Origin of the sequence: Pedobacter suwonensis, assembly GCF_007833675.1 — a bacterium.
Classification (GTDB): Bacteria; Bacteroidota; Bacteroidia; order Sphingobacteriales; family Sphingobacteriaceae; genus Pedobacter; species Pedobacter suwonensis.
The window spans coordinates 2,321,615-2,342,867 of sequence record NZ_CP031708.1; the positions used below are offsets into that span (position 1 = coordinate 2,321,615).

A 21,253-nucleotide genomic window follows, 5' to 3' on the forward strand; every position below is an offset into this window, starting at 1 on the left:
CATAAACTTTAAACCATCATCCATTTTACATTACACATCTTACATCATTTCCCAAGCCTTTTAATCATTTCCGCACTTAAATCCCTGCCATCATTCAGCCGGTTGGCAAAAAATGATTTGGCTGCTTCAAAATGTTCTTTATACCCCTTTAAATCTCCATAACCGATAATGGATGCCCATTCATGCACCGCAGTATGGAATTCCAGATCATCCCCACGGATTGATTTATCATATAATGCCGTGTTGATCGACTCTTCCAACATGACTTCGTTTTTAAAAAGGTATTCGGCAATACCCAGCCTCAATTTAAAGGGAGGTGTTTGGCAGATCAGGTTATCGTAAGGATTTACCCCCATTTTATACCAGGCGTATACCATACTCAATAAACTAAGGTGCGAATTGGGTTTCTGTTTATGGTCCGCATCAGATAGGCTAAACTCTTTCATGATGTTATCATCCAGCAATAAAAGTGAGCGGCTCTCATGAAAAACGAAATCGCGGGCCGCGTAAATTTTCTCCCTGAATTCCGTTTCATTTTCACAGATCATCAGCTTAAACAGTTCAGACTCTGCCTGGGCATAATATTTAACCTGTTTTTGCGCATAGGGATTTAGGATAGCCAGACCTGCGTAGATGTGTGATTTATAACTAAAAATCCTTAGCGTGGTCAAAATCTTTACATTATCGATTCCACCTGCATAAGCAGGATTATCCCAGGGGAAAAAACCGGCATTTTTCCAGGCAGAACCCATGCTCTCAAAACCCATGTGCGTAACCGCTTGCGTATCGGCCACAATGCGGTCGTGCTCGCGGTAATCGTCCATTTCGATAATGTTCGATTTTAAAGATTGGTAAACTTCCAATGCCTGTGCATAAACCTCGTCGGTAGCCCGGTGACGAACCACTACAAGCGTTTGCCCTTCAGGACTAAAAGCCGGACCATGCAAAGAATGGCAGGTTACAATCTGGGTATCTATCGGAAGGTGTTTTTCAAAAGCAGCAATTTCAGGATGTTTTACCGAGGTTTGGCCTGAAACAATTGCTCCATATTTGGTTGAGCGTGCAAACGTAGCCACCACTTCATCAATTTTCTCGGCTTCAACGCAGTAAATAATAAAATCAGATTTACGCGCCACTTCATGGCCATCAGTTAAAACCTCTACTCCTTTAGATTCAAGCTCATTTTTTAACTCCGTAAAACGTAAAGGCATATCTGCCCCACATACCTTATAACCTGCATTTACAAACGACAAAGCGTACAATTTGCCCATATCGCCCATCCCAATAATTCCTATTTGCATGAAACAAATTTAACCTATCGTAAACAATTTTATAATAAAACTTAAATAAAATTGTTATTTAGAATGTTAAACCAAAATAATTTTATCGATTTGCCAAAACCCGAAACAATTTTATTAAACACAAATTAGATAAAATGCAGTTTTACGCACTAATACCTATATTTAAACTATGCAGAAAATTAAACTAACTTTATTATTTTTAAGCGCGATGCTATTTTTAAACGTTGCATTTGCCCAAACCGCTCCTGATACCACTAAAAACACTGATCCATCTTTAAACGGTCAGTATCAGTTTATGCTGAAAAAATCTAAAAGTTTGTATGGTGCCAGACTGATCAATCCAAGCCGATTATCCGCTTTATGGAAAAGCGTTAACGACACATTAAAAAAGGAACGCAAACAATTGCAGGAAGCCAGGCAGGAAATTAAGTCACAAGCCGACAATATTTCGAGTTTAAAAGGAGAGGTTACCGGAAAAGAAAGTTCGCTTGCTACTGCCAATGCATCTGTTAACGAAATTAAATTTTTAGGAATTTCCTTTAATAAGGGCACTTATAATACCATCGTTTGGACGATTATTATTGTGCTGGGCATTGGTTTGGCTTTTGTTATTTTCCAATCTGGCAAATTAAGGCATGAGGCTAAATACAGGACTGAACTTTACCGGGAAGTGGCCGATGAATTTCAGGCACATAAGGTAAAGGCAAAAGATAAAGAAATGAAACTTGCGCGCGAATTGCAGGATGAGCGTAATAAATGGGATGAAGGCAGGGGAAGATAAACGCTAGCCACAAATCAATCCGGATTTTTTTATTTTCGGAACCATACTAAGAAGATTTAAATTAGTGTCAGATGGTAACATCTGACACCACAGATATTTCAACCGGCAAATTTTAAACGGTTTATTTTTACCTAAAAGCTTTAGGTTTCTGAAGGAAAAGATATACCCTTGATATTCCTGTATAAATCTACCGCATACAAGTCTGTCATGCCAGAAACAAAGTCCAGCACACTCTGTATTATAGAATAAATATCGGTCAGATCGGTGTGATACTGCTTTGGAATGAGTTTAACCAGTTTTTTATAATAATGTGTATTGTTATGAATAAGCGCAGGAACAAACTCTTCTAATAAACCAGCCATAATTTTATAACCTGCCACCTCTTTCTGTATAACAGATGAGAAATTGTATATACGCTCCACAGAAATCTTTTCAACAGCTTTCCAGGCAGAGATATACGGCTCAGGAAGTAAATCGGTTAAGCTATGGTTAAGCTCACCCTTTAATAGTTTTTCCTGCTCTCTAAAAAATATGGCCGCGCATTGGTTTGTTAAAGTATTAATGGCTTTAGCGCGAAGCAGACCAATTTTCGCATCATCATCTTCATAATCGTTTTTTAAGCGTTCTTCAATTGTTGTTGAATTGGCAAAAGGCAGTAGGTAAGCCTTCACCTCTTCGTAAGAAAGTATCTTAAGGCGGTGCGCATCTTCCAGATCGATAATGCTGTAACAGATATCATCTGCAGCTTCTACCAGGTAAACCAAAGGATGGCGTTTGTAGATAAGGTACTCATTATCTTCTTGTGCCAGGTGAAGTTCGGCAGCAATCTTTCTAAAACTTTCCTCTTCTGATTGGAAGAAACCGTATTTTTTGCGGTGCAGCAAGCCTTTCTGTTTACCTGCAATGGAAGCACACGGATATTTGGCTATAGAAGCCAAAGTAGAATAGGTGAGCGCATAAGCATCATTTCCCTTTCCCTTTAGTGGATGGGTGAGTATACGAATGGCATTGGCATTTCCTTCGAAATTAATTAAATCGTGCCATTGCGATTCGCTCATTTCTTTCTGGTAAACTTTACCATCGCCATCGGTAAAATAACGCGAAATAGCTGCTTCGCCCGAATGTCCAAATGCCGGGTTGCCCAAATCATGTGCCAACGCGGCGGCGGCAACAATATTGCCAACCTCATTAATTAAAGGAACTTCTTTAATAAGTTGTGACTGGTGTTCTTCTACACTTTTTAAGAATATATTGGCCATGGAACGGGCTACACTTGCCACTTCTAAACTATGTGTTAAACGATTGTGCACAAAAACACTTCCCGGCAATGGAAAAACCTGAGTTTTATTCTGAAGCCTTCTAAATGGAGACGAAAAAATCAACCGGTCGTAGTCACGCTGAAAATCTGAACGTGCCCGATCTGTGCTGGCACCATATTGCTCTTGTCCGTATCTTTTATTCGAAAGTAAATATTTCCACTCCATTTATCCCGTTGGCCTTTAAATTTGGCGCAAGTTAAACAAAACGAGAAAATGGTAAAGCATAAAGCTTGAGGTAAAATTTATCAACAAACTTACTGTTCTTGATTTATCCTGATTCAAACTATTTGAATTCCTACCTGTTTATTGATAAAACGATACAACATGAAAACAAGCATATATAACAAAAAAGAACATATTGAGGGCTATGTAGGATCAGGTGATGAGGGATCAGAAAAATCAGATGTGCAAAAAGCTTTTGAAGATGGTAATAATACTGATGTAGTAACCAGTTATGGAAAGGAACCCGACGAGTTGATTAAAGGAAATCCTTTAGCAAAAGACGGCAGAGATAACTCTGGCACACAGGGTAAAGATTCACTTAGTGACGATACATTCAACAGCACGGATAAAAATCCTACGTTAAAAAGTGCAGAAAGTCATACCGGAAGTTCTTCTGAAGATTTTAAATCGAATGCTGATATTAATGAAAAAGATGAAAACCGTGCATTAAATACGGGTATCTAAGGAAATATTAGGTTTGCCAATCTCCACAAAATGCGCCTTTATGATATAAATAACAATTATAGGCCAAACCTGTAACGGCACACGATCATATCAACGAATACGTTATTCAAAGCACAACTGAGCAAAAAATTGACATATATCAATGTATTAAAACCATAATTTTTGTGAATTGATTTTTAGTTTTCGAGATTTGCATTGTTGTAGGATTCGCGACAAAAATTAAACAAAATCATTGACTAAATATTTAAGGGCATTCGCTGCTTAATTAGCGTATTACAGTTGTCGAATCCTAAATAATTTGCATCTACCGGAAAATGCATAAGCATTATAAAGGGATTATTCTGTGGGGATAATCTCTTTATAATAAATCATAAGTCCTCACCTCTCAACCCCTTATCATCATTCTTATTCCTGCTTCCTATATCTTCACCCTGGCTTAAATTTGAATTATTCAAACTTTCATTAATATTTTGGGAATTATCATTTACAGTTGATGGCAAACGGGAAGCCTCCGGTTCATCCTTACGTTTAAAATCAGCTCTCTTATGTCCGTACGTAGCTTCTCCGTTATCCCAATCTATCTGATCATCACGATTAATGTCTTCGTTAGAATCGCTATTTTTATTATCATTATTTTCCATGGTGATTTATTTTGGTAGATACTCCCTATAAGAACAACAGATTAAAGAAAAAAGTTTAACCTCGAAGTAATTATGTATGATCAGACGTTTCGCCAGATGCTATCTTGTTAACTGACCAATTAATTTACGCCTTTACTTTGGTCTATCTTTGTGCTACTATCCACGTCATCTTTAGTTGAACCATTCTCATCACGATGTTGTGGTGGATTTTCCATCCTGCTTTCTTCCAGGTCAGAGAAATCACTGCCTTGTTGATTAGCTACTTCGCCATGTGAGGAAGGTTTATCTTTCCCTTCTTCTTTAGGATCAGCAAAATCCTGCCCTTCAACAGATGCTGCCTTTTGTTCTTTATCATTACTTATCATATCAATATAACCAGTCGGCTCAGGTTTTGTTTTTGAAACTGAGCTATACAAAAAAAGGCCCCGATTTGCATCGGGACCTTTTTTGTTCTTTTAAAATCAGTTAAACTTTGATTTCAACTTCAACACCACTAGGCAATTCAAGTTTCATTAAAGCATCAACTGTTTTAGAGTTAGAGCTATAAATATCCAACAAACGTTTGTAAGCGCATAACTGGAATTGCTCTCTAGCTTTTTTGTTTACGTGTGGAGAACGCAAAACAGTAAAGATTTTTTTCTCTGTAGGAAGTGGAATCGGACCACTTACCACTGCACCCGTAGGTTTAACAGTTTTTACGATTTTCTCAGCAGATTTATCTACCAAGTTGTAATCGTAAGATTTTAATTTAATTCTGATTCTTTGGCTCATCTTATTTTAATTATGGCTTCCTGTTAGAGCTATTAACAACAGAAACCGGATTTATCTTTTTAGTATCAAGATCGGAGTATTAAGTATCAAGATGGATAATCCAATCTTGATACTCGATACTAAATACTTGCTACTGATTATTAGTCTTCAGATTTAATTCTTCCTTTAGATTTAGCTACTACTTCATCCTGAACGTTTTTAGGCGCTGGCTCATAGTGGTCAAATTCCATTGTAGAAGTAGCACGGCCTGAAGTGATGGTACGTAACTGTGTTACATAACCGAACATTTCTGAAAGTGGTACCAATGCTTTAATTACCTGAGATCCGTTACGGGTATCCATACCTTGTAACTGACCACGACGACGGTTCATATCACCGATCACATCACCCATGTTTTCTTCAGGGGTTAAGATTTCGATTTTCATGATTGGTTCCATCAAAGCAGGTTTACATTTAGGTAAAGCCTCACGGTATGCCATACGGGCAGCAAGCTCGAATGATAAAGCATCTGAATCGACTGCGTGGAATGAACCATCAATCAAACGTACTTTCATATCAGGAAGCGGGTAACCAGCTAATACACCATTTGACATTGCAGATGCAAATCCTTTCTCAACTGAAGGGATAAATTCACGAGGAATTGAACCACCTACAATTTCGTTTACGAATTGCAAACCACCTTTTTCAAAATCGGCATCTATTGGAGAGATCACCACTTTAATATCGGCGAATTTACCACGACCACCTGATTGTTTTTTGTAAACCTCACGGTGTTCAGTTGTACCGAAAATAGCCTCTTTATAAGCTACTTGCGGCGCACCCTGGTTAACCTCTACTTTAAATTCACGTTTTAAACGGTCAATTAAGATATCTAAGTGTAACTCACCCATACCAGAAATTACAGTCTGACCAGTTTCCTGATCTGTCTGAACTCTGAACGTAGGATCTTCTTCAGCTAATTTAGATAAACCCATACCTAATCTGTCAACGTCAGCTTGAGTTTTAGGCTCAATAGCTAAACCGATAACCGGCTCAGGGAATACCATTGATTCCAGAATGATCGGGTGTTTCTCATCACAAAGCGTATCACCGGTTTTAATATCTTTAAATCCAACAACCGCAGCAATATCACCGGCCCCTACGTTAGGGATTGGATTTTGCTTGTTAGCATGCATTTGGAAGATACGCGAAATACGCTCTTTATTATTTGAACGGGTATTATATACATATGAACCCGCTTCTAAGTTACCTGAATAAACGCGGATAAAGCATAAACGGCCTACAAAAGGATCGGTTGCAATTTTAAAAGCTAATGCTGCAAACGGCTCTTGTTCAGATGGTTTTAATAAAACTTCCTGATCTGTATTTGGGTTAGTACCTACAACACCTTCAGAATCTAAAGGTGAAGGCAATAATTCCATCACATAATCCAACATGGTCTGTACACCTTTGTTTTTGAAAGATGAACCACAAACCATAGGAACAATTTTAGCATCTAATACAGCTGCACGTAAAGCGTCTAAAATTTCGCGTTCAGTGATTGAGTTTGGATCTTCGAAGAATTTCTCCATCAAAGTCTCATCATAATCAGCAACTGATTCTAACAATTTTTCTCTCCACTCTGCAACTTCATCTAACATATCGTCAGGGATTGGCACTTCAGTAAAGGTCATACCTTTATCGTGCTCATTCCAAACAATACCACGGTTGTTGATCAAATCAACCACACCTTTGAAAGCATCTTCAGAACCGATAGGTAATTGCAAAGGAACTGCATTGCTACCTAACATATCTTTCACTTGCTTAACAACTTTTAAGAAGTCAGCACCAGAACGGTCCATTTTGTTAACGAAACCGATACGGGCAACATTGTAATTGTTAGCTAAGCGCCAGTTAGTTTCTGATTGTGGCTCAACACCATCAACTGCAGAAAACAAGAATACCAAACCATCTAATACACGTAATGAACGATTTACCTCTACGGTAAAATCCACGTGTCCCGGTGTATCGATAATGTTGATGTGGTATTTGCTACCACGGTAGTTCCAGTTTACTGTTGTAGCAGCAGAGGTAATGGTAATACCACGCTCTTGCTCTTGTGCCATCCAGTCCATTGTTGCAGCACCTTCGTGCACTTCACCAATTTTATGACTAACACCAGCATAATAAAGGATACGCTCGGTAGTGGTAGTTTTACCAGCATCAATGTGAGCTGCAATTCCAATATTTCTTGTAAATTTTAAATCTCTTGCCATGTTATGTTTTTGATTTATCTGATTTTAAATGATTGCACCGATTATGTGAAACAAATCGGTGCAAATTATCTAATCAGTATAATCTTCTAATTAAATCTGTGTAATCTTACTGACCTGTTAATCCTAAATTAGAATCTGAAGTGAGAGAACGCTTTGTTAGCCTCAGCCATTTTGTGCGTATCTTCTTTCTTTTTAACAGCAGCACCTTCGCCTTTAGCAGCAGCTACGATTTCACCAGCTAATTTCTCTTTCATCGTTTTTTCACCACGACGACGAGCATATAAAATTAACCATTTCATACCTAAAGCTGTTTTACGCTCTGGTCTAACCTCAGTTGGAACCTGGAAGTTAGCACCACCAACACGACGAGATTTAACCTCTACAGCCGGCATAATATTAGTTAATGCACGTTTGAACACCTCTAAGCCGTTTTCACCTGCTTTTTTCTCAGCAATTTCAACAGCATCGTAAAAAATTGAGTAAGCGATAGATTTTTTTCCATCGTACATCATGTTGTTTACAAAACGGGTTACCTGAACATCATTGAATTTTGGATCAGGAAGAATAATTCTCTTTTTTGGTTTTGACTTTCTCATTTCTTATTTCCTCCCGATTATTTTTTCTTTCCTTTTGCAGGTGCAGCAGCTGCCTGACCTGGTTTAGGACGTTTAGTACCATATTTAGAACGACGTTGGTTACGACCAGCAACGCCTGATGTATCTAGCGCACCACGGATGATGTGGTAACGTACACCTGGTAAATCTTTAACACGACCACCACGGATCAATACGATGGAGTGCTCCTGTAAGTTGTGACCTTCTCCAGGGATGTAAGCATTCACCTCTTTACCGTTCGTTAAACGAACACGGGCTACTTTACGCATTGCTGAGTTTGGTTTTTTAGGGGTAGTGGTGTACACACGTGTACATACACCTCTTCGCTGTGGACAGCTGTCCAACGCTGGAGACTTACTCTTGAACTCCAGTGCTACTCTACCTTTTCTAACTAATTGTTGAATGGTTGGCATTGTGCTTTTTTATGTTTTTTATTTAAAAAATTTACCGCTCCCCCGGCATCTTTGCAGATAGCCCATAAAACGGACTGCAAAAGTAGAACAATTCTTTTTAAAAATCAAGGGGTTAGCGCAAAAAGTTTTCAGTTGGCAATTGTTGGTTTTCAGTTGAGGGTTAAGGTTTTGCCGTCAAGTCTGCGGTTAAGACTTTTTATTCAACAGCTCACGCTTCAAGTCCTCTATGACAAATACTTAATTGTTTTATATGCCGTTATGTAAAACTCATTATCTTTATTAAAACCAATCTAAAAAATGAAACTAAGCGTCATCACAATCATGCTTTGCAACCTTGCAATTCCATGTAATGCACAAACCACACCTCCTAAAAGAAAGGCTAACGTAGATTTTGAGGCTTATGAAAAACTTATACCAAAGGTTAAAGCACACCGTAAAAATAAGTTAGTTGATCTACCAACATTTCTAAAAATGGCGGAAGAGAAAGGCACAGTTATTTTAGATACCCGTTCAGATAGCCTTTTTAAAAGAAAGCATATAAAAGGGGCGATACATTTAAATTTTGCTGATTTCACACAGCAAAACCTGTTAAAGGTTATTCCCCATGCAGATGCCAGAATACTAATCTACTGCAATAATAATTTTATTGATGATCAGGTAAATTTCGCCAGCAAAGAAGTTGTGCCTGATTTGATAAAGAAAAAAATAGCACCCATTTCATTGGCATTAAATATCCCTACATATATTAATCTATATGGTTATGGCTATAGAAATGTATACGAGCTTTCTGAATCGGTAAGCACAAATGATAAAAGAGTAACCTTTGAAGGAACGAATAGCCGATAGTGGTCAATACTTGTTAAAAGAGACTGAAACACATAACCTAGGTCAATTGATTATTGTCCAGACGATATAAAAAAAGTCTTCCAGTTTTACCTGAAAGACTTTCCTTATTAAACTTTGGCTACTTTGTGTGTGTGTTTATGATGATGATGTTTTTGATGATTTTTTTTAGTCTGTGATTTTTCTGTCGTTGGTTTTACAGGTGCTACAGTTTTTGCATTAACGGTTGCGAAGGCAAACATGGCTAACAAAGCGATGCTTAAAACTTTAATTGCTTTCATTTTCAAGTGATTTAATAATGAATAAACCTTGTTATTTTGTTGATTTAAATCTCGAAAATCAAAATGAAGATTTTATGAACTAGGGTAAGTCGAATTCAACCGTATAATTGAGCCTTTTTCCTCTCAAAACATATTCAGAAACAACTTTCCCATCCACCAGGATTTTATATTCGCCTTTAGCTTCTTTTTTGGCAATAGCCAGTGTTTTAAGCTGAACATGAGTACCCGACTTTAATGTCACGGTCTTATCCCATGCCCCATTTACTTCTTTTAATTCTGTCGGTTTGCCACGTTCATTAGTGTAAGCTACATCAGCTGTTAAATGCTCATCAAAACCTGCCCGGTAAACTACAGTGTAAGTTTCTTTCTGAGGGATATCCAGTTTACCCTTCGACATGGAATAATTTGTTGTGATAACGCCGAGCGCACAGCTGCTTAACGCAACTATTAGTAAAAAACAGCAGACAATATTTTTCATTTGATAAGGTTTAGATCAAGATGACGACGGCTTTAATGAAAAGGTTGCAAAGGAGTGAGAAATGCTTGAATGAGAGAATGACAGAAGAACCTGAATCATTCTAAACTCACTGATCCCATCATTTATTAAAAGTATCAAGATATAAATCTTCTACCTTTTTTCTTGCCCAGGGCATTCTTCTTAAAAACTTCAGGCTCGATTTGATCGACTGGTTATTATTAAAACAATCGATCCTGATCAATGAACCCAGTTTTTCCCAGCCATAATGTGCGTGAAGATTAGTTACTATCTTTTCTAAGGTGATACCGTGTAAGGGATTGTTTTTTTGCTGTTCGGCCATGAAGCAAAGTTAAGTCAAAATTATCGGGGTTTGTACTGCGCCATCCAAACATTTGCGCCGCCGCAGTCAGGATCATTTGTTTTATGCCTGAGTACCTTAAATTCATTTTTCAGAAGTAGTGTTTGATATTCCGCAGTAGCTAAAGAAGCGTGAAAAAGATTTTCGCCCCCGTTCATGCTCCATACCTCTCCCCGCTCTGTTCCTGATGTGAATAACAAAATACCATCGGGTTTTAAGTGACGCTTAAAAATGGCAAACATGTCAGGCTGGTCACCAGCCGGAAGATGAAAAAAGCTATGCCAGGCAATAATTGCATCAAATTCCTCCTCCAGATCCAGCTCCCGCATATCCTTTAACAAAAACCCTGTAGTTGGGAAGTTGGCCTTAGCCAATTCGATCATTTGCGTACTGGCATCAACGCCTAAAACATTTATGCCATGCTTAATGAAATATTCTAATATCGGTTTCCCGTCACCGCAACCCAGGTCTAAAACCTTTGCACCTGGCGGAAGGTGTTCGAGGATATCATTTAAGTAAGCCTTTTCTACCAAATCGGCAGCACGATTTTCGGCAAACCAACTCCCTATTTTATTGTAAACCTTATAAACGTTTTTGCGCTCTCCTTTTTCCACCCTTAAATTTCTATTGTTATTAATGTTATTTTAGAGATTTAAAATATCTGGTAAATCTAATGACGATTTAGCAAGCCAAATTAATCATATTTTCCTTTTTTGGAAACCAGAAAACCGTTAAAAGAAGGGGACTGCTCATTTCCTTACCCTAAGTATAAATGTTTTTAATTTGGAAACGGACGTGCAGTAATTCATGGCATTTGCAGCCCTGCCATCCGCTTTATTTCGTTGCACTTCATGCCCGCTACTGTCACGTTTATGATGGATGGCCTGCTCCCCATATGTAGCCAAAAGAACTTAACCACTGTACATAAACCCGATCAGAGCGGGATGCGACCGATTTTTCATCGGGTGCAGAAACGCGAGCGGGACTGAAGACCGCCAAAAGAGTCGGACTGCTCATTTCCTTGCCCTAAGCGTTAATGTTTTTAATTTGGAAACGGACGTGCAGTAATTCATGGCATTTGCAGCCCTACCATCCGCTTTACGCCCTTGCACTACGTGTTCGCTACTGTCAGGTTTATGATGAATGGCCTGCTCCCCACATATAGCCAAAAGAACTTAACCACTGTACATAAACCCGATCAGAGCGGGATGCGACCGGTTTTTCATCGGGTGCAGAAGCGGGAGCGGGACTGAAGACCGCCAAAAGAGCCGGACTGCTCATTTCCTTACCCTAAATACAAATGTTTTTAATTTGGAAATGAACGCGCGATAATTCATGGCAGTTGCAGCCCTTCCACCGCTTTACGCCCTTGCACTACGTGTTCGCTACTGTCAGGTTTATAATGAATGACCTGCTCCCGGCATGTAGCCAAAAGAACCTAACCACTGTACATAAACCCGATCAGAGCGAGATGCGACCGATTTTTCATCGGGTGCAGAAGCGGGAGCGGGACTGAAGACCGCCAAAAGCATCTGACCATTCATTTCCTAAGCCTAAACATTATTTTTGAAAACAAACAGCTGCTGGTGCTTGGCTATTATAGCCCACATCCGCTTTACTAATTTAGAAGTTAACCAATAGCCGTAGCATCAATTTCGATCAGCATGCCATCCAGGGCCAATCTCGGTACAGGAATAAGCGTATTTACCGGGAATTTTTGGTCAGGCCAGATCTTATTCGATTCTTCAATCAAGATCTGATGTTTATCCTCATCGTAATCGACCACTAAAGTGGTTAATTTGGCAATATTTTCCATTTTTAACCCTTTGCTGGCTAAAGCAATGGCAATGTTTTCAAATACGATGGCTACCTGGGTTCTAAAATCGCTACTTAAAACACCATCGGTTTTGCTCCCTCCCTGACCGGCAACAAACACCAGCTGACTCCAGGCCGGAACGGCAGCAACATGCGAATAGCCGTGCATGCGGGGATCGTAAATTCCTTCAGGATTGCTTATTTCTATTAAAGAAGTGCTCATATTGTATAATTTTATCGCTAAACTAATTGATATCCGAAATTAAATCGTCGGTGCTTTGCAATAAAAAACCTCCTGATCTTTAAAATCAGGAGGTCCAAAATTATTTAAGGCAAGTTTAGTTACCTAATGCCGTTAATTAAAGGATAAATCTCAAAAGATGTCACCCTGAGCGTAGTCGAAGGGCATTTATTTGCGATTATCAATCTAAAGAAGTCTTCGACTACGCTCAGACTGACAACCGCAGCGCTTAACTTGATAACATAAGCTTAGTTGCCCGCAGCAGTCCACGTGTCATTATCCGGGTTTGAATCTGGCAATACTTTATCCGGATCTAAAGTAACTGATTCAATTTCTTCAGTTGATGGGAAACGAACCAACCAACTGGTATTTTTCATCCAAACGTCAACCGGAACTTTTAAGGTCTCCGTTTTTCCGCTTTTGGTTTTGATCTGAAGGATGATCGGCATTGGCATTTTCTCCAGGTTTACAATTCTGATGTTGTATCCTGCCAGTTTATCGCCCTGTTTAACAGCTTCAACACCAGCAATACCCTGATCCATTTTCCAGCTATTTAACCACCAGCTTCTCCAGAACCAGGCTAAATCTTCTCCTGCCCCATTCTCCATCGAACGGAAAAAATCAAATGGTGTTGGATGTTTGAATGCCCAGTTTTTGATGTATTGGCGGAAAGCATAATCAAAACGGTCTTCACCTAAAATCTGGTTTCTTAAAATATCAAGGCCCCACCCCGGTTTGCTGTATAGGTTAACGCCGATGTTTCTTTCAGCCATACCATCAGGCATCTGCATAATATTTTCGTAAATCGGATTACCGATCACACTTTTACCGATCTTGTGAAAATCAGCAGGAGGACCCGCATATTCGCCATTATTAAAGTTTTTCTTAGAAATGCCATTAATAAAAGTGTTAAAACCTTCGTCCATCCAACCATATTTACGCTCATTAGAACCTACAATCATCGGAAACCAGGTGTGACCAAATTCATGATCGATTACCCCCCAGGCACTGGCTTTTTTTGCTTTCCAACCACAGAAAACAATACCTGGATATTCCATACCACCAATATTTGTAGCTACGTTAACCGCCATTGGATATGGATATTCGAACCATTTTGATGAATAATGCTCAATGGTCGATTTTACATATTCTACACCACGTCCATAAGAATCAACACCGTTGCTTTCTACCGGTTGTGCAGAAACGGCCAACCCCGTTTTACCGCTTGGCAGTTTATACCTTGCAGCATCCAATACGAATGCTTTTGACGAAGCCCAGGCCGCATCGCGCGCATTAACAATTTTAAACTTCCAGGTTAATTTATCTTTGGCCGGGCGCGATTTTGGATCAGTCACTTCCGCCTCGCTACGAATGTGTACAGTAGCATCGCTCAGTTTAGCTGCGTTCCATCTTTTTAATTGCTCCGGTGTAAAAACTTCTGCAGGGTTTAATAACTCGCCTGAGCCCATTACAATATGGCTGGCCGGCGCAGTAATGGCAAAGTTAATATCACCGTATTCGCAATAAAACTCCCCACCGCCCCAATAAGGTAAAGTATTCCAGCCAATTACATCATCATACACACACATGCGTGGAAACCACTGGGCAATGGCAAAAATCTCACCGTTTTTGGTCGTTAAATGTCCGGTTCTATCCGATCCTTCTTTAGGCACGATATAAGAATAATCCATTTTGATGGTTATTAAATCTCCGTTTGGAGCCAGAGGCTGATCTAAACGGATCTGCATCCGGGTATCTTCAACTATAGAAGTGAATTTTACGGCACCTGCTTTTTGAGCTACAGTGATGTTTTGGATTTTATATCCCCCATCAAACTTTTCACCCTGTGCACCATAACGGCTACGCGACGGCGTGATGGCATAACCGCGAGAAGTCTCTTTAAATGTATTTTGATCTAATTGTAACCATAGATAGGGCAATTTATCCGGACTGTTATTTTTATAGGTAATGGTAACTGTTCCGTTAACCATGTTTTTGTTTTCATCCAGATTGGCAGTAATGTTATAATCCACACGATTTTGCCAGTACTTAGGCCCCGGGGCACCGTTGGCAGAACGGAACTCATTCCCGTTTTGTGTATAAAAAAGTGGTCCAAAGGCTTCAGCAGGATTATAGTTCGTTGCTGGCGCAGGGGTTGTGGCCTGTTGAGCAGATGCTGAAAAAGCAAAAACACAACAAACCAAACCAAAGTTAATCAGTTTAGTCAATTTCATGATCATAATAAGGTTGTAATATGCGGTAAATATAAAAAATAACCACATATCGATTGATATGTGGTTATAATGTTACTAATAGTAGTTTTATATTAATTCGCTTTTAACTTTGGCAGATCCTGCAATTTTCTTTCCTGCGGTGTTAATTTGTTCCACGCTGCAAAGGCACGTGAGATGTAAAAAGCATAACGGAATGGTCGTTCGCCCTTAACGGCCTCAATTGAAGGCCGATAAATGATCATAAAGTTTTTAAGCTCTTCGCCTTCCAGCTTTGTCAGTTCAGTAATGGCCCTCGGGGTAAAATTTTCATCAATTTCATCCTGATACATTTCCTTTTCTTCTAAATCTGCCTCCTTGCGCTGTTGTCTTTTATATTTACCATAGCCCAGATTCAAGCTCAAACCGCCAACTTTATCGGTCATGCGTTTACGGTTAAGGTTTCCACCCGTACTTAATAGTGTATACTTTTCGGCCAATGGATCTTTAGCGTCTGTAATCTGACTATTCATCCTCACCGCTTTAATATCTACATCTTTTAAACTATTTGTTTTAACGGGTAGGTATATGGTTCTGTTCAAAAGATTGGTTAAGTACAACGTATCGGTATGATACCCCACAGCAGAAAACTCTAAAAGGTCGCCAATATTGGCACTAATGGTATACTTTCCATCTTTATTGGTACTGGTTGATTTTTTACTGTTCAGGTTTCTGATGCTAACACCAGGAAGGGATAGGTTTTTTTTCGAAAAATCGAAAACTGTACCCGTAGTTACGGTTTGGGCAAAAACACCTATTGGCAAAGCCAGTAATAGCAAAATGATCAGTTTGTACATACTCAAAAGTAACTTAGTTGAACCATTAAAAGCTGCATTTAACAATCTTTAACATTAGAACAACTGAACTAGCCTAGTGTTTTTAAATAATTATCCTCATCAAATCCAATTAATACAGCCTTGCTATTTTGCTCAATAACCGGACGTTTTATTGCACTGGTGTTTTCTTTTAGATAAGCAACTGCTAAATCCTGGTTATCAATTTTGGCCTGTTCTTCTTTAGTTAGTTTTTTCCAGGTTAAACCCTTACGGTTCAATACCGTTTCCCAGCCGAAAATGTTACACCACTCGTTCAGTTTTTCAGCGGTAATGCCTTTTTTCTTAAAATCATGAAATTCATACTCAACCTGATGTGCTTTTAACCAATCGAGTGCCTTTTTAACTGTATTGCAATTTGGAATTCCGTAAACGATCATATTGGATAATGTAAGTATGGAAAATGTTATATGGATGATGGAGATACGAATCCAGCTATCCGTTTCAAAGATAACAAATTTGTTTATCCGGAGTGTTGGATTTTGCTATCCGGTGCAAAGAGGAGATTCGAGAGTTGTCAACTTTCTAACTCGCCCGCTGGAAAGTTGACAACTCTATTCCGAAATCGTATTCATTCGTCACATTTTTAGTGCCTTCCATCACATTTTACTTATCGGTATAAATTCTCTTTGTAAAATTGTACCATAAATTTAAAATTCAATGGAAATTATTTCGGGTCGTCCAGCTGCTATCAAATCCAAAAACATCAACCAACTAGAGTTTTGGATTTCTACAACTTTATATATCCTCTCCCTGATCAGTATTTGTACAAAAATCAATTACGGACCCGGCCGCTCATACTATTACCCAGATAATGGTGTAAGTTATAATGTTCTTCAAAATTATTTCATTCCTGAGCTATTTAAAGTCAGCATGCTCTACTTCAGTTTTCTGCTGTTCAATTTTGTGTCAATGCCTCAACTGGCAAGGAAGCAAAATATCATCATGAACCTGATTATAACGGTTGCGGTTACTGCTTTTTCTATTGTTGCCTGGATGGTTGCCAATACATATACCCAGGCATACAGATTGATAGAATATGACGATATAGACCAGGCTTACGGTATATTTTTTGGCGAAGCATTCAGTTATATATTTTTCCTTTACCTGCTCATCAATGCTTACTCATATTTTAATGAACGTGGATTAACTCTAATCAAAAGAATTCCATTTTTGAACCATTATAATAACAACATCATTCCGGAAATTTTCACTGTTACTAAAATCTGGTTGATTTTACTCATGGTGTTTGCTGCTGTACTTTCGTTCAGGATCGATTACGAATTATTGATTATCTGGCTACTGGTACCACCTGTAAATATCTTCTTTGCCTTTCTTGCTATCTATTACATCATTCCGAATCTTCGAAAAAATTTTAAAGGTTTTGGCCGTTATTTCTGGGGGAATGCAGGTTTAACTATACTCATCTCGATCCTCCTGCTTATTATCCTTATTCCTTTTATGCGCAATGGCGAAATTATACCGATTACCTTAATTTTAAATGCGATATGTTTAATATGTGTTACCACGCCATCTGCCTGGTACATTTACAAACATAAATTTGAAAAACTCAGCGAAATACAGATGCTAAAAACTGAGTTGGGCAAATCGGATGCAAACCTGAATTTTTTAAAATCGCAGATCAATCCACACTTTTTATTCAATGCGTTAAATACCCTATATGGAACGGCCTTACAGGAAAATGCAGAAAGAACCGGCGAAGGGATCCAGAAGTTGGGCGATATGATGCGCTTTATGCTGCATGAGAATACCCAGGATAAAATTTCGCTTACCCGCGAGGTAGAATACCTGAATAATTATATCGATTTACAAAAACTCCGCATCTCACGTGCTGCAGATATCAAAATTGATGCGCGGATTGAAGAACAGTTGAACAACCTTCAGATTACACCAATGTTATTGATCCCATTTATCGAAAACGCATTTAAACATGGAATTAGTTTACAACAACCTTCGTACATAAAAATTACCCTTCAAACTAAAGAAAGTACCTTATATTTTGATGTAAGCAACAGCATATATGTTAAAGCTGATAATGATCCTGAAAAGCTAAAAAGCGGCATTGGGCTTGAAAATGTTAAACAACGTTTATCGTTACTTTATTATGGAAAACATGAACTGATTATCCGCGAGACAGCCAATGAGTTTTTTGTGCATTTGACTTTGCAGCTGGATTAGTCTTTCGAATACACTCAGATAACGATCACTGCATAAATTTGGGGCAAGGTTGATAGGTGTCACGCTGAGCGGAGTATAAGCGCCAAACAGATAGATTATAGTATTAATCCAAATATCCTTCGACTCCGCTACCATTGACGTATTTGTATAATGGTTTAATTTTCAACAACTTGCAAATTAAGTTCACCTGCTTTTTTTTGGAGGAAAATTATCTGTTGTTCTTTTAACTTTTCTTGATATCTCTTTACTCCCTGTTCAACATAATTCATCCCTTTATCAAATATTCTATAATAAAGTTCTGCTAATTTTCTTGCCGTAGCTTTTATAGCTATGCCAGAACCTTTTTTTGCTTTAAGTCTTCTGGCAAATGCTCCCAGCCCTGGCTGTTTGCTTAACAATATAGATTGGGCTGCCTGTTTAAATATTTGTCCCGCTCTGGTTGCAGGTTTTTTCTTACTTCTTTTATTCATCTTTCCTGACTGATGCTTACCTGGAGCCAGTCCCAACCAGGAAACAAAGTTTTTTATTGAAGGCCACTGTTTAATATTGTTACCAAGTTCAGCCGTAAGCCTCATTAAACTGTAATCTGTTAAACCTGGTAAGGTGGTCGGGTTTGCTCCATGAATTCCTAATAATAATTGGTGTAGCTGATCAATATTTGGCTTGTTATGGCGGATTGGTTTGACTGGATGCCTGTCTTTGTAATCTTTATTGGAAGAATTATTATAATCCTGAAGAACTTTTCCTGTTTCTATATCACATTTGGAAACCTGATCAATATAAAACATATATCCATCGAAGGCCTGCTGAAGTTCGAAAAGGTATTCTTCTTTGTAGTTGCCTTCAAGAGCGAGCAAAATATCTGTTCCCTTGTTCTTGATTAAGGATGGGGTACAGCATGCCAAAAGTTTTTCAGGTTTCCGTTCTCCTGCAAGGATAGCCTGTATCATTGCCATTCCACTGGCACCATGGGTTTGTGAAAGCACTTCTGGCAACCTTATATTCATCAGGGTTAGGGCTTTCTGCATATGCTGAACGTGGGAAGAGGCCATCTGTAGCTTATCTTCCCGCATCCGGGTATAAACCCTCAGTTTTCTTACAATGTCTTCAGGAACAAAGCTTTTGCGCAGTAGCCCGTAGCTAAAGAGCTGTTGAATCCACTGACAGTCTTGAACATCGGTCTTTCTGCCCGGAAGGTTCTTGCTGTCAGCAGGGTTTACCAGCGTAACCTCAAAACCATCAGACTCTAAAACATCATAAAGGGTAATCCAATAAACTCCCGTAGCTTCCATAGCAACATGGGTTATTGAACATTCTTTTAGATAGGCACTCAATTCCCTATAACAAGAAGTAAAAGTGCGGAAATTCCTTACTGTCTGGTTTTCTACAGAAACATAAACCTTTTCACTCCCAATATCAATGCCTGCACTATTGGGATAAATTTTGTTTAAAACACTCATTTCAAATAACAGAGCTTTTTAAATAAGAAGATAAGCTTAACGTATTTCAGATAAGGATATTACTACCATGCGGGATATCAAATGACTCACCAATATTGATTACTATTATACGCTAAAACAAAGCTCAGGAACAGGCTAATGCACTATTAAGGCGACTGTTATGCTGCTTATCTCCCTTAAACTCTACATAAAGTTAACGTCATTTATATTGATTTTTATATCATAAATTATCCCTCAGGATGACATTACTACTTAGTAAGCTAAGGACGACCAATTTCTACTTAGTCTGGACAAATCTCAAAAGATATGTCACGCTGAGCGGAGTCGAAGCGCAATTGACAAATTTATTACAATTTGATATTTTAATGATCTTTATATATTTATTAGATTTAAATATCCTTCTACTTCGATCAGAATGAATTACACACTATAAATAGTGGCTTCAAAGAGGAATAATTAAATGGAAACATACACCGTCTATATTTTAAAATGTGCAGATAATTCCTATTACACTGGGGTTACCAACGATATAGATAGAAGATTTTATGAACACCAAAATGCTGTAAACCCAACTTGTTATACCGCCAGAAAAAGACCTTTAATCTTACTATTTTGCGAACACTTTGAAGACATTAACGAAGCAATAAGTTTTGAAAAACAAATTAAAGGCTGGACAAGAAAAAAGAAAGAGGCCATTATAAATGATAACTGGAACAAACTTAAAGAATTAGCCGTTTGTAAAAACACTACTAGCCATACGAATTTTACAAAAAAACTGACTTCGCTCAGCCTAACATCCCAAAAAACAAACCAAAAATGACTGCCATTGCTATAGATGATGAACCGATTGCATTAGACATTATAAAATCGCATGCCTCAAAAGTTCCGTTTATTACTTTGCAGGAAACCTTTACAGATGCCTTTGCGGCCATCACCTATCTTCAACACAACAAAGTTGACCTGATTTTTCTCGACATTAAAATGCCCGATATCAGCGGAATTGATTTTTTAAAGAGCCTGAGCAAACCGCCCATGGTTATTTTTACCACGGCCTATACCGAACATGCAGTACAAAGTTTTGAACTTGATGCGATTGATTACCTGCTCAAACCCTTTTCGCTTTCGCGATTTTTAAAAGCCTGTAATAAAGCACTCGAACTGCTCAACCTGCGAAGCGGAAAACAAGCGATAAAAGCCAGTCACATCTTTTTAAAAGATGGCTATGAGCAGGTAAAGGTGGCCCTTGATGAAATTCTTTACATCGAGGCTTCGGGTAATTACACCCAGATACAGCTTAAAAGCAAGCTACTCAGCTCACGCATTACCATTAACGACCTGGCTGATTTATTACCAAAAACAGACTTTATCCGCTGCCACCGGGCTTTTATCGTAGCCAAAAATAAAATATCCAAATTCGACCGCAGCCAAATTTGGATTGGAGAAAAAATTGTTCCTATTGGGGCTACTTATGGCGGAATACAACTCACCTGATACAATTTAAACTTCGCAGGTTCTCGAAACTGATAAGTATTGACCTGCGATATAAAATACAGAACTCCTGTTAAATAAACCTGATAGCAGCGGAAAACCCGCAGGTGAGGCACGAACCAAGGCTTTGGAGCGGATAGCAGGACTTGTATCACCTAAGTGCGCCGAACCCTGCTTTTCCAAAACATCTGCCATTTAAACCATT

At 38.6% G+C, this 21,253-nt stretch carries 23 protein-coding genes; 6 read left to right on the plus strand and 17 right to left on the minus strand.

Features of this window, described 5'->3' with window-relative positions; genetic code table 11:
* Positions 1-44 precede the first annotated feature (44 nt).
* On the minus strand, positions 45-1,301 hold the full coding sequence (locus DV942_RS09390) for a prephenate dehydrogenase (protein ID WP_090984055.1): 1,257 nt from the start codon (positions 1,299-1,301) through the stop codon (positions 45-47).
* A 169-nt stretch (positions 1,302-1,470) separates the two neighbouring features.
* Here DV942_RS09390 and DV942_RS09395 point away from each other — a divergent pair, with 169 nt between their 5' ends.
* Positions 1,471-2,082 carry a hypothetical protein gene (locus DV942_RS09395; RefSeq protein WP_145857037.1) on the plus strand — a complete coding sequence of 204 codons (612 nt, stop codon included), beginning with the start codon at positions 1,471-1,473 and terminating at the stop codon, positions 2,080-2,082.
* Between the two features lie 140 nt (positions 2,083-2,222).
* Here the strand turns inward: DV942_RS09395 and DV942_RS09400 are convergent, their stop codons facing one another.
* On the minus strand, positions 2,223-3,566 hold the full coding sequence (locus tag DV942_RS09400; RefSeq protein WP_145857039.1) for a deoxyguanosinetriphosphate triphosphohydrolase: 1,344 nt from the start codon (positions 3,564-3,566) through the stop codon (positions 2,223-2,225).
* Positions 3,567-3,725: 159 nt separating this feature from the next.
* Between DV942_RS09400 and DV942_RS09405 the strand changes: the two genes are divergently transcribed.
* Positions 3,726-4,088, plus strand: coding sequence for a hypothetical protein (locus DV942_RS09405; protein ID WP_145857042.1), 363 nt, complete (start codon positions 3,726-3,728; stop codon positions 4,086-4,088).
* A 368-nt stretch (positions 4,089-4,456) separates the two neighbouring features.
* Here DV942_RS09405 and DV942_RS09410 read toward each other — a convergent pair whose 3' ends face one another.
* The 6 genes from DV942_RS09410 to rpsL form a co-directional block, all read right to left on the minus strand.
* Positions 4,457-4,729 carry a hypothetical protein gene (locus DV942_RS09410; protein WP_145857043.1) on the minus strand — a complete coding sequence of 91 codons (273 nt, stop codon included), beginning with the start codon at positions 4,727-4,729 and terminating at the stop codon, positions 4,457-4,459.
* A 119-nt stretch (positions 4,730-4,848) separates the two neighbouring features.
* Positions 4,849-5,094, minus strand: coding sequence for a hypothetical protein (locus DV942_RS09415; protein WP_134204181.1), 246 nt, complete (start codon positions 5,092-5,094; stop codon positions 4,849-4,851).
* A 100-nt stretch (positions 5,095-5,194) separates the two neighbouring features.
* Positions 5,195-5,500, minus strand: a complete 306-nt coding sequence (gene rpsJ / locus DV942_RS09420) for a 30S ribosomal protein S10 (protein ID WP_008244591.1) — start codon at positions 5,498-5,500, stop codon at positions 5,195-5,197.
* 140 nt (positions 5,501-5,640) lie between these two features.
* Positions 5,641-7,755, minus strand: a complete 2,115-nt coding sequence (gene fusA / locus DV942_RS09425; protein WP_145857045.1) for an elongation factor G — start codon at positions 7,753-7,755, stop codon at positions 5,641-5,643.
* 128 nt (positions 7,756-7,883) lie between these two features.
* On the minus strand, positions 7,884-8,351 hold the full coding sequence (gene rpsG / locus DV942_RS09430; RefSeq protein WP_025145241.1) for a 30S ribosomal protein S7: 468 nt from the start codon (positions 8,349-8,351) through the stop codon (positions 7,884-7,886).
* A gap of 17 nt (positions 8,352-8,368) precedes the next feature.
* A complete protein-coding gene (gene rpsL / locus DV942_RS09435) occupies positions 8,369-8,782 on the minus strand; it encodes a 30S ribosomal protein S12 (RefSeq protein WP_010599925.1) in 414 nt (137 codons plus the stop codon).
* A gap of 297 nt (positions 8,783-9,079) precedes the next feature.
* Between rpsL and DV942_RS09440 the strand changes: the two genes are divergently transcribed.
* Positions 9,080-9,628 carry a rhodanese-like domain-containing protein gene (locus DV942_RS09440; RefSeq protein WP_145857047.1) on the plus strand — a complete coding sequence of 183 codons (549 nt, stop codon included), beginning with the start codon at positions 9,080-9,082 and terminating at the stop codon, positions 9,626-9,628.
* Between the two features lie 107 nt (positions 9,629-9,735).
* Here the strand turns inward: DV942_RS09440 and DV942_RS23460 are convergent, their stop codons facing one another.
* From DV942_RS23460 to DV942_RS09475, 8 genes are all read right to left on the minus strand, one after another.
* Positions 9,736-9,906: a hypothetical protein gene (locus tag DV942_RS23460; protein ID WP_186462458.1), complete on the minus strand. Its 171-nt coding sequence runs from the start codon at positions 9,904-9,906 to the stop codon at positions 9,736-9,738.
* A gap of 79 nt (positions 9,907-9,985) precedes the next feature.
* A complete protein-coding gene (locus tag DV942_RS09445; RefSeq protein ID WP_145857049.1) occupies positions 9,986-10,384 on the minus strand; it encodes a hypothetical protein in 399 nt (132 codons plus the stop codon).
* 118 nt (positions 10,385-10,502) lie between these two features.
* Complete coding sequence (locus DV942_RS09450; RefSeq protein WP_145857051.1) at positions 10,503-10,724, minus strand: VF530 family protein; 222 nt, start codon at positions 10,722-10,724, stop codon at positions 10,503-10,505.
* Positions 10,725-10,744: 20 nt separating this feature from the next.
* Positions 10,745-11,356 (minus strand): class I SAM-dependent methyltransferase, encoded by a 612-nt coding sequence (locus DV942_RS09455; protein ID WP_145857053.1) that lies wholly within the window; start codon positions 11,354-11,356, stop codon positions 10,745-10,747.
* Positions 11,357-12,372: 1,016 nt separating this feature from the next.
* The gene (locus DV942_RS09460) at positions 12,373-12,780 is read right to left on the minus strand and encodes a RidA family protein (RefSeq protein WP_145857055.1); all 408 of its coding nucleotides are present in this window, start codon (positions 12,778-12,780) and stop codon (positions 12,373-12,375) included.
* A 266-nt stretch (positions 12,781-13,046) separates the two neighbouring features.
* Positions 13,047-15,032: a M1 family metallopeptidase gene (locus DV942_RS09465; RefSeq protein ID WP_145857057.1), complete on the minus strand. Its 1,986-nt coding sequence runs from the start codon at positions 15,030-15,032 to the stop codon at positions 13,047-13,049.
* Positions 15,033-15,124: 92 nt separating this feature from the next.
* Entirely contained in the window at positions 15,125-15,865 is a 741-nt protein-coding gene (locus DV942_RS09470; protein ID WP_090984079.1) for a carboxypeptidase-like regulatory domain-containing protein, read from the minus strand.
* Between the two features lie 68 nt (positions 15,866-15,933).
* Positions 15,934-16,281 (minus strand): Spx/MgsR family RNA polymerase-binding regulatory protein, encoded by a 348-nt coding sequence (locus tag DV942_RS09475; protein WP_145857060.1) that lies wholly within the window; start codon positions 16,279-16,281, stop codon positions 15,934-15,936.
* A gap of 280 nt (positions 16,282-16,561) precedes the next feature.
* Here DV942_RS09475 and DV942_RS09480 point away from each other — a divergent pair, with 280 nt between their 5' ends.
* A complete protein-coding gene (locus DV942_RS09480; RefSeq protein ID WP_222431180.1) occupies positions 16,562-18,100 on the plus strand; it encodes a sensor histidine kinase in 1,539 nt (512 codons plus the stop codon).
* Between the two features lie 155 nt (positions 18,101-18,255).
* Here the strand turns inward: DV942_RS09480 and DV942_RS09485 are convergent, their stop codons facing one another.
* On the minus strand, positions 18,256-19,560 hold the full coding sequence (locus tag DV942_RS09485; protein ID WP_145854574.1) for an IS110 family RNA-guided transposase: 1,305 nt from the start codon (positions 19,558-19,560) through the stop codon (positions 18,256-18,258).
* A gap of 460 nt (positions 19,561-20,020) precedes the next feature.
* Between DV942_RS09485 and DV942_RS09490 the strand changes: the two genes are divergently transcribed.
* Together DV942_RS09490 and DV942_RS09495 are read left to right on the plus strand one after the other, a co-directional pair.
* Positions 20,021-20,380: a GIY-YIG nuclease family protein gene (locus DV942_RS09490; protein ID WP_145857064.1), complete on the plus strand. Its 360-nt coding sequence runs from the start codon at positions 20,021-20,023 to the stop codon at positions 20,378-20,380.
* Entirely contained in the window at positions 20,377-21,051 is a 675-nt protein-coding gene (locus DV942_RS09495; protein WP_145857066.1) for a LytR/AlgR family response regulator transcription factor, read from the plus strand. The genes DV942_RS09490 and DV942_RS09495 overlap by 4 nt, the downstream gene beginning before the upstream one ends.
* Positions 21,052-21,253 lie beyond the last annotated feature (202 nt).

What these genes read in the sequence shown, in the direction of transcription:
- rpsL (WP_010599925.1), bottom strand. Translation starts at nt 8,782, where the DNA reads ATGCCAACCATTCAACAATTAGTTAGAAAAGGTAGAGTAGCACTGGAG.
- DV942_RS09495 (WP_145857066.1), top strand. Translation starts at nt 20,377, where the DNA reads ATGACTGCCATTGCTATAGATGATGAACCGATTGCATTAGACATTATA.
- DV942_RS09450 (WP_145857051.1), bottom strand. Translation starts at nt 10,724, where the DNA reads ATGGCCGAACAGCAAAAAAACAATCCCTTACACGGTATCACCTTAGAA.
- DV942_RS09405 (WP_145857042.1), top strand. Translation starts at nt 3,726, where the DNA reads ATGAAAACAAGCATATATAACAAAAAAGAACATATTGAGGGCTATGTA.
- DV942_RS23460 (WP_186462458.1), bottom strand. Translation starts at nt 9,906, where the DNA reads ATGAAAGCAATTAAAGTTTTAAGCATCGCTTTGTTAGCCATGTTTGCC.
- DV942_RS09390 (WP_090984055.1), bottom strand. Translation starts at nt 1,301, where the DNA reads ATGCAAATAGGAATTATTGGGATGGGCGATATGGGCAAATTGTACGCT.
- DV942_RS09415 (WP_134204181.1), bottom strand. Translation starts at nt 5,094, where the DNA reads ATGATAAGTAATGATAAAGAACAAAAGGCAGCATCTGTTGAAGGGCAG.
- DV942_RS09470 (WP_090984079.1), bottom strand. Translation starts at nt 15,865, where the DNA reads ATGTACAAACTGATCATTTTGCTATTACTGGCTTTGCCAATAGGTGTT.
- DV942_RS09480 (WP_222431180.1), top strand. Translation starts at nt 16,562, where the DNA reads ATGGAAATTATTTCGGGTCGTCCAGCTGCTATCAAATCCAAAAACATC.
- DV942_RS09400 (WP_145857039.1), bottom strand. Translation starts at nt 3,566, where the DNA reads ATGGAGTGGAAATATTTACTTTCGAATAAAAGATACGGACAAGAGCAA.
- rpsG (WP_025145241.1), bottom strand. Translation starts at nt 8,351, where the DNA reads ATGAGAAAGTCAAAACCAAAAAAGAGAATTATTCTTCCTGATCCAAAA.
- DV942_RS09485 (WP_145854574.1), bottom strand. Translation starts at nt 19,560, where the DNA reads ATGAGTGTTTTAAACAAAATTTATCCCAATAGTGCAGGCATTGATATT.
- DV942_RS09475 (WP_145857060.1), bottom strand. Translation starts at nt 16,281, where the DNA reads ATGATCGTTTACGGAATTCCAAATTGCAATACAGTTAAAAAGGCACTC.
- rpsJ (WP_008244591.1), bottom strand. Translation starts at nt 5,500, where the DNA reads ATGAGCCAAAGAATCAGAATTAAATTAAAATCTTACGATTACAACTTG.
- fusA (WP_145857045.1), bottom strand. Translation starts at nt 7,755, where the DNA reads ATGGCAAGAGATTTAAAATTTACAAGAAATATTGGAATTGCAGCTCAC.
- DV942_RS09465 (WP_145857057.1), bottom strand. Translation starts at nt 15,032, where the DNA reads ATGAAATTGACTAAACTGATTAACTTTGGTTTGGTTTGTTGTGTTTTT.
- DV942_RS09445 (WP_145857049.1), bottom strand. Translation starts at nt 10,384, where the DNA reads ATGAAAAATATTGTCTGCTGTTTTTTACTAATAGTTGCGTTAAGCAGC.
- DV942_RS09440 (WP_145857047.1), top strand. Translation starts at nt 9,080, where the DNA reads ATGAAACTAAGCGTCATCACAATCATGCTTTGCAACCTTGCAATTCCA.
- DV942_RS09490 (WP_145857064.1), top strand. Translation starts at nt 20,021, where the DNA reads ATGGAAACATACACCGTCTATATTTTAAAATGTGCAGATAATTCCTAT.
- DV942_RS09395 (WP_145857037.1), top strand. Translation starts at nt 1,471, where the DNA reads ATGCAGAAAATTAAACTAACTTTATTATTTTTAAGCGCGATGCTATTT.
- DV942_RS09460 (WP_145857055.1), bottom strand. Translation starts at nt 12,780, where the DNA reads ATGAGCACTTCTTTAATAGAAATAAGCAATCCTGAAGGAATTTACGAT.
- DV942_RS09410 (WP_145857043.1), bottom strand. Translation starts at nt 4,729, where the DNA reads ATGGAAAATAATGATAATAAAAATAGCGATTCTAACGAAGACATTAAT.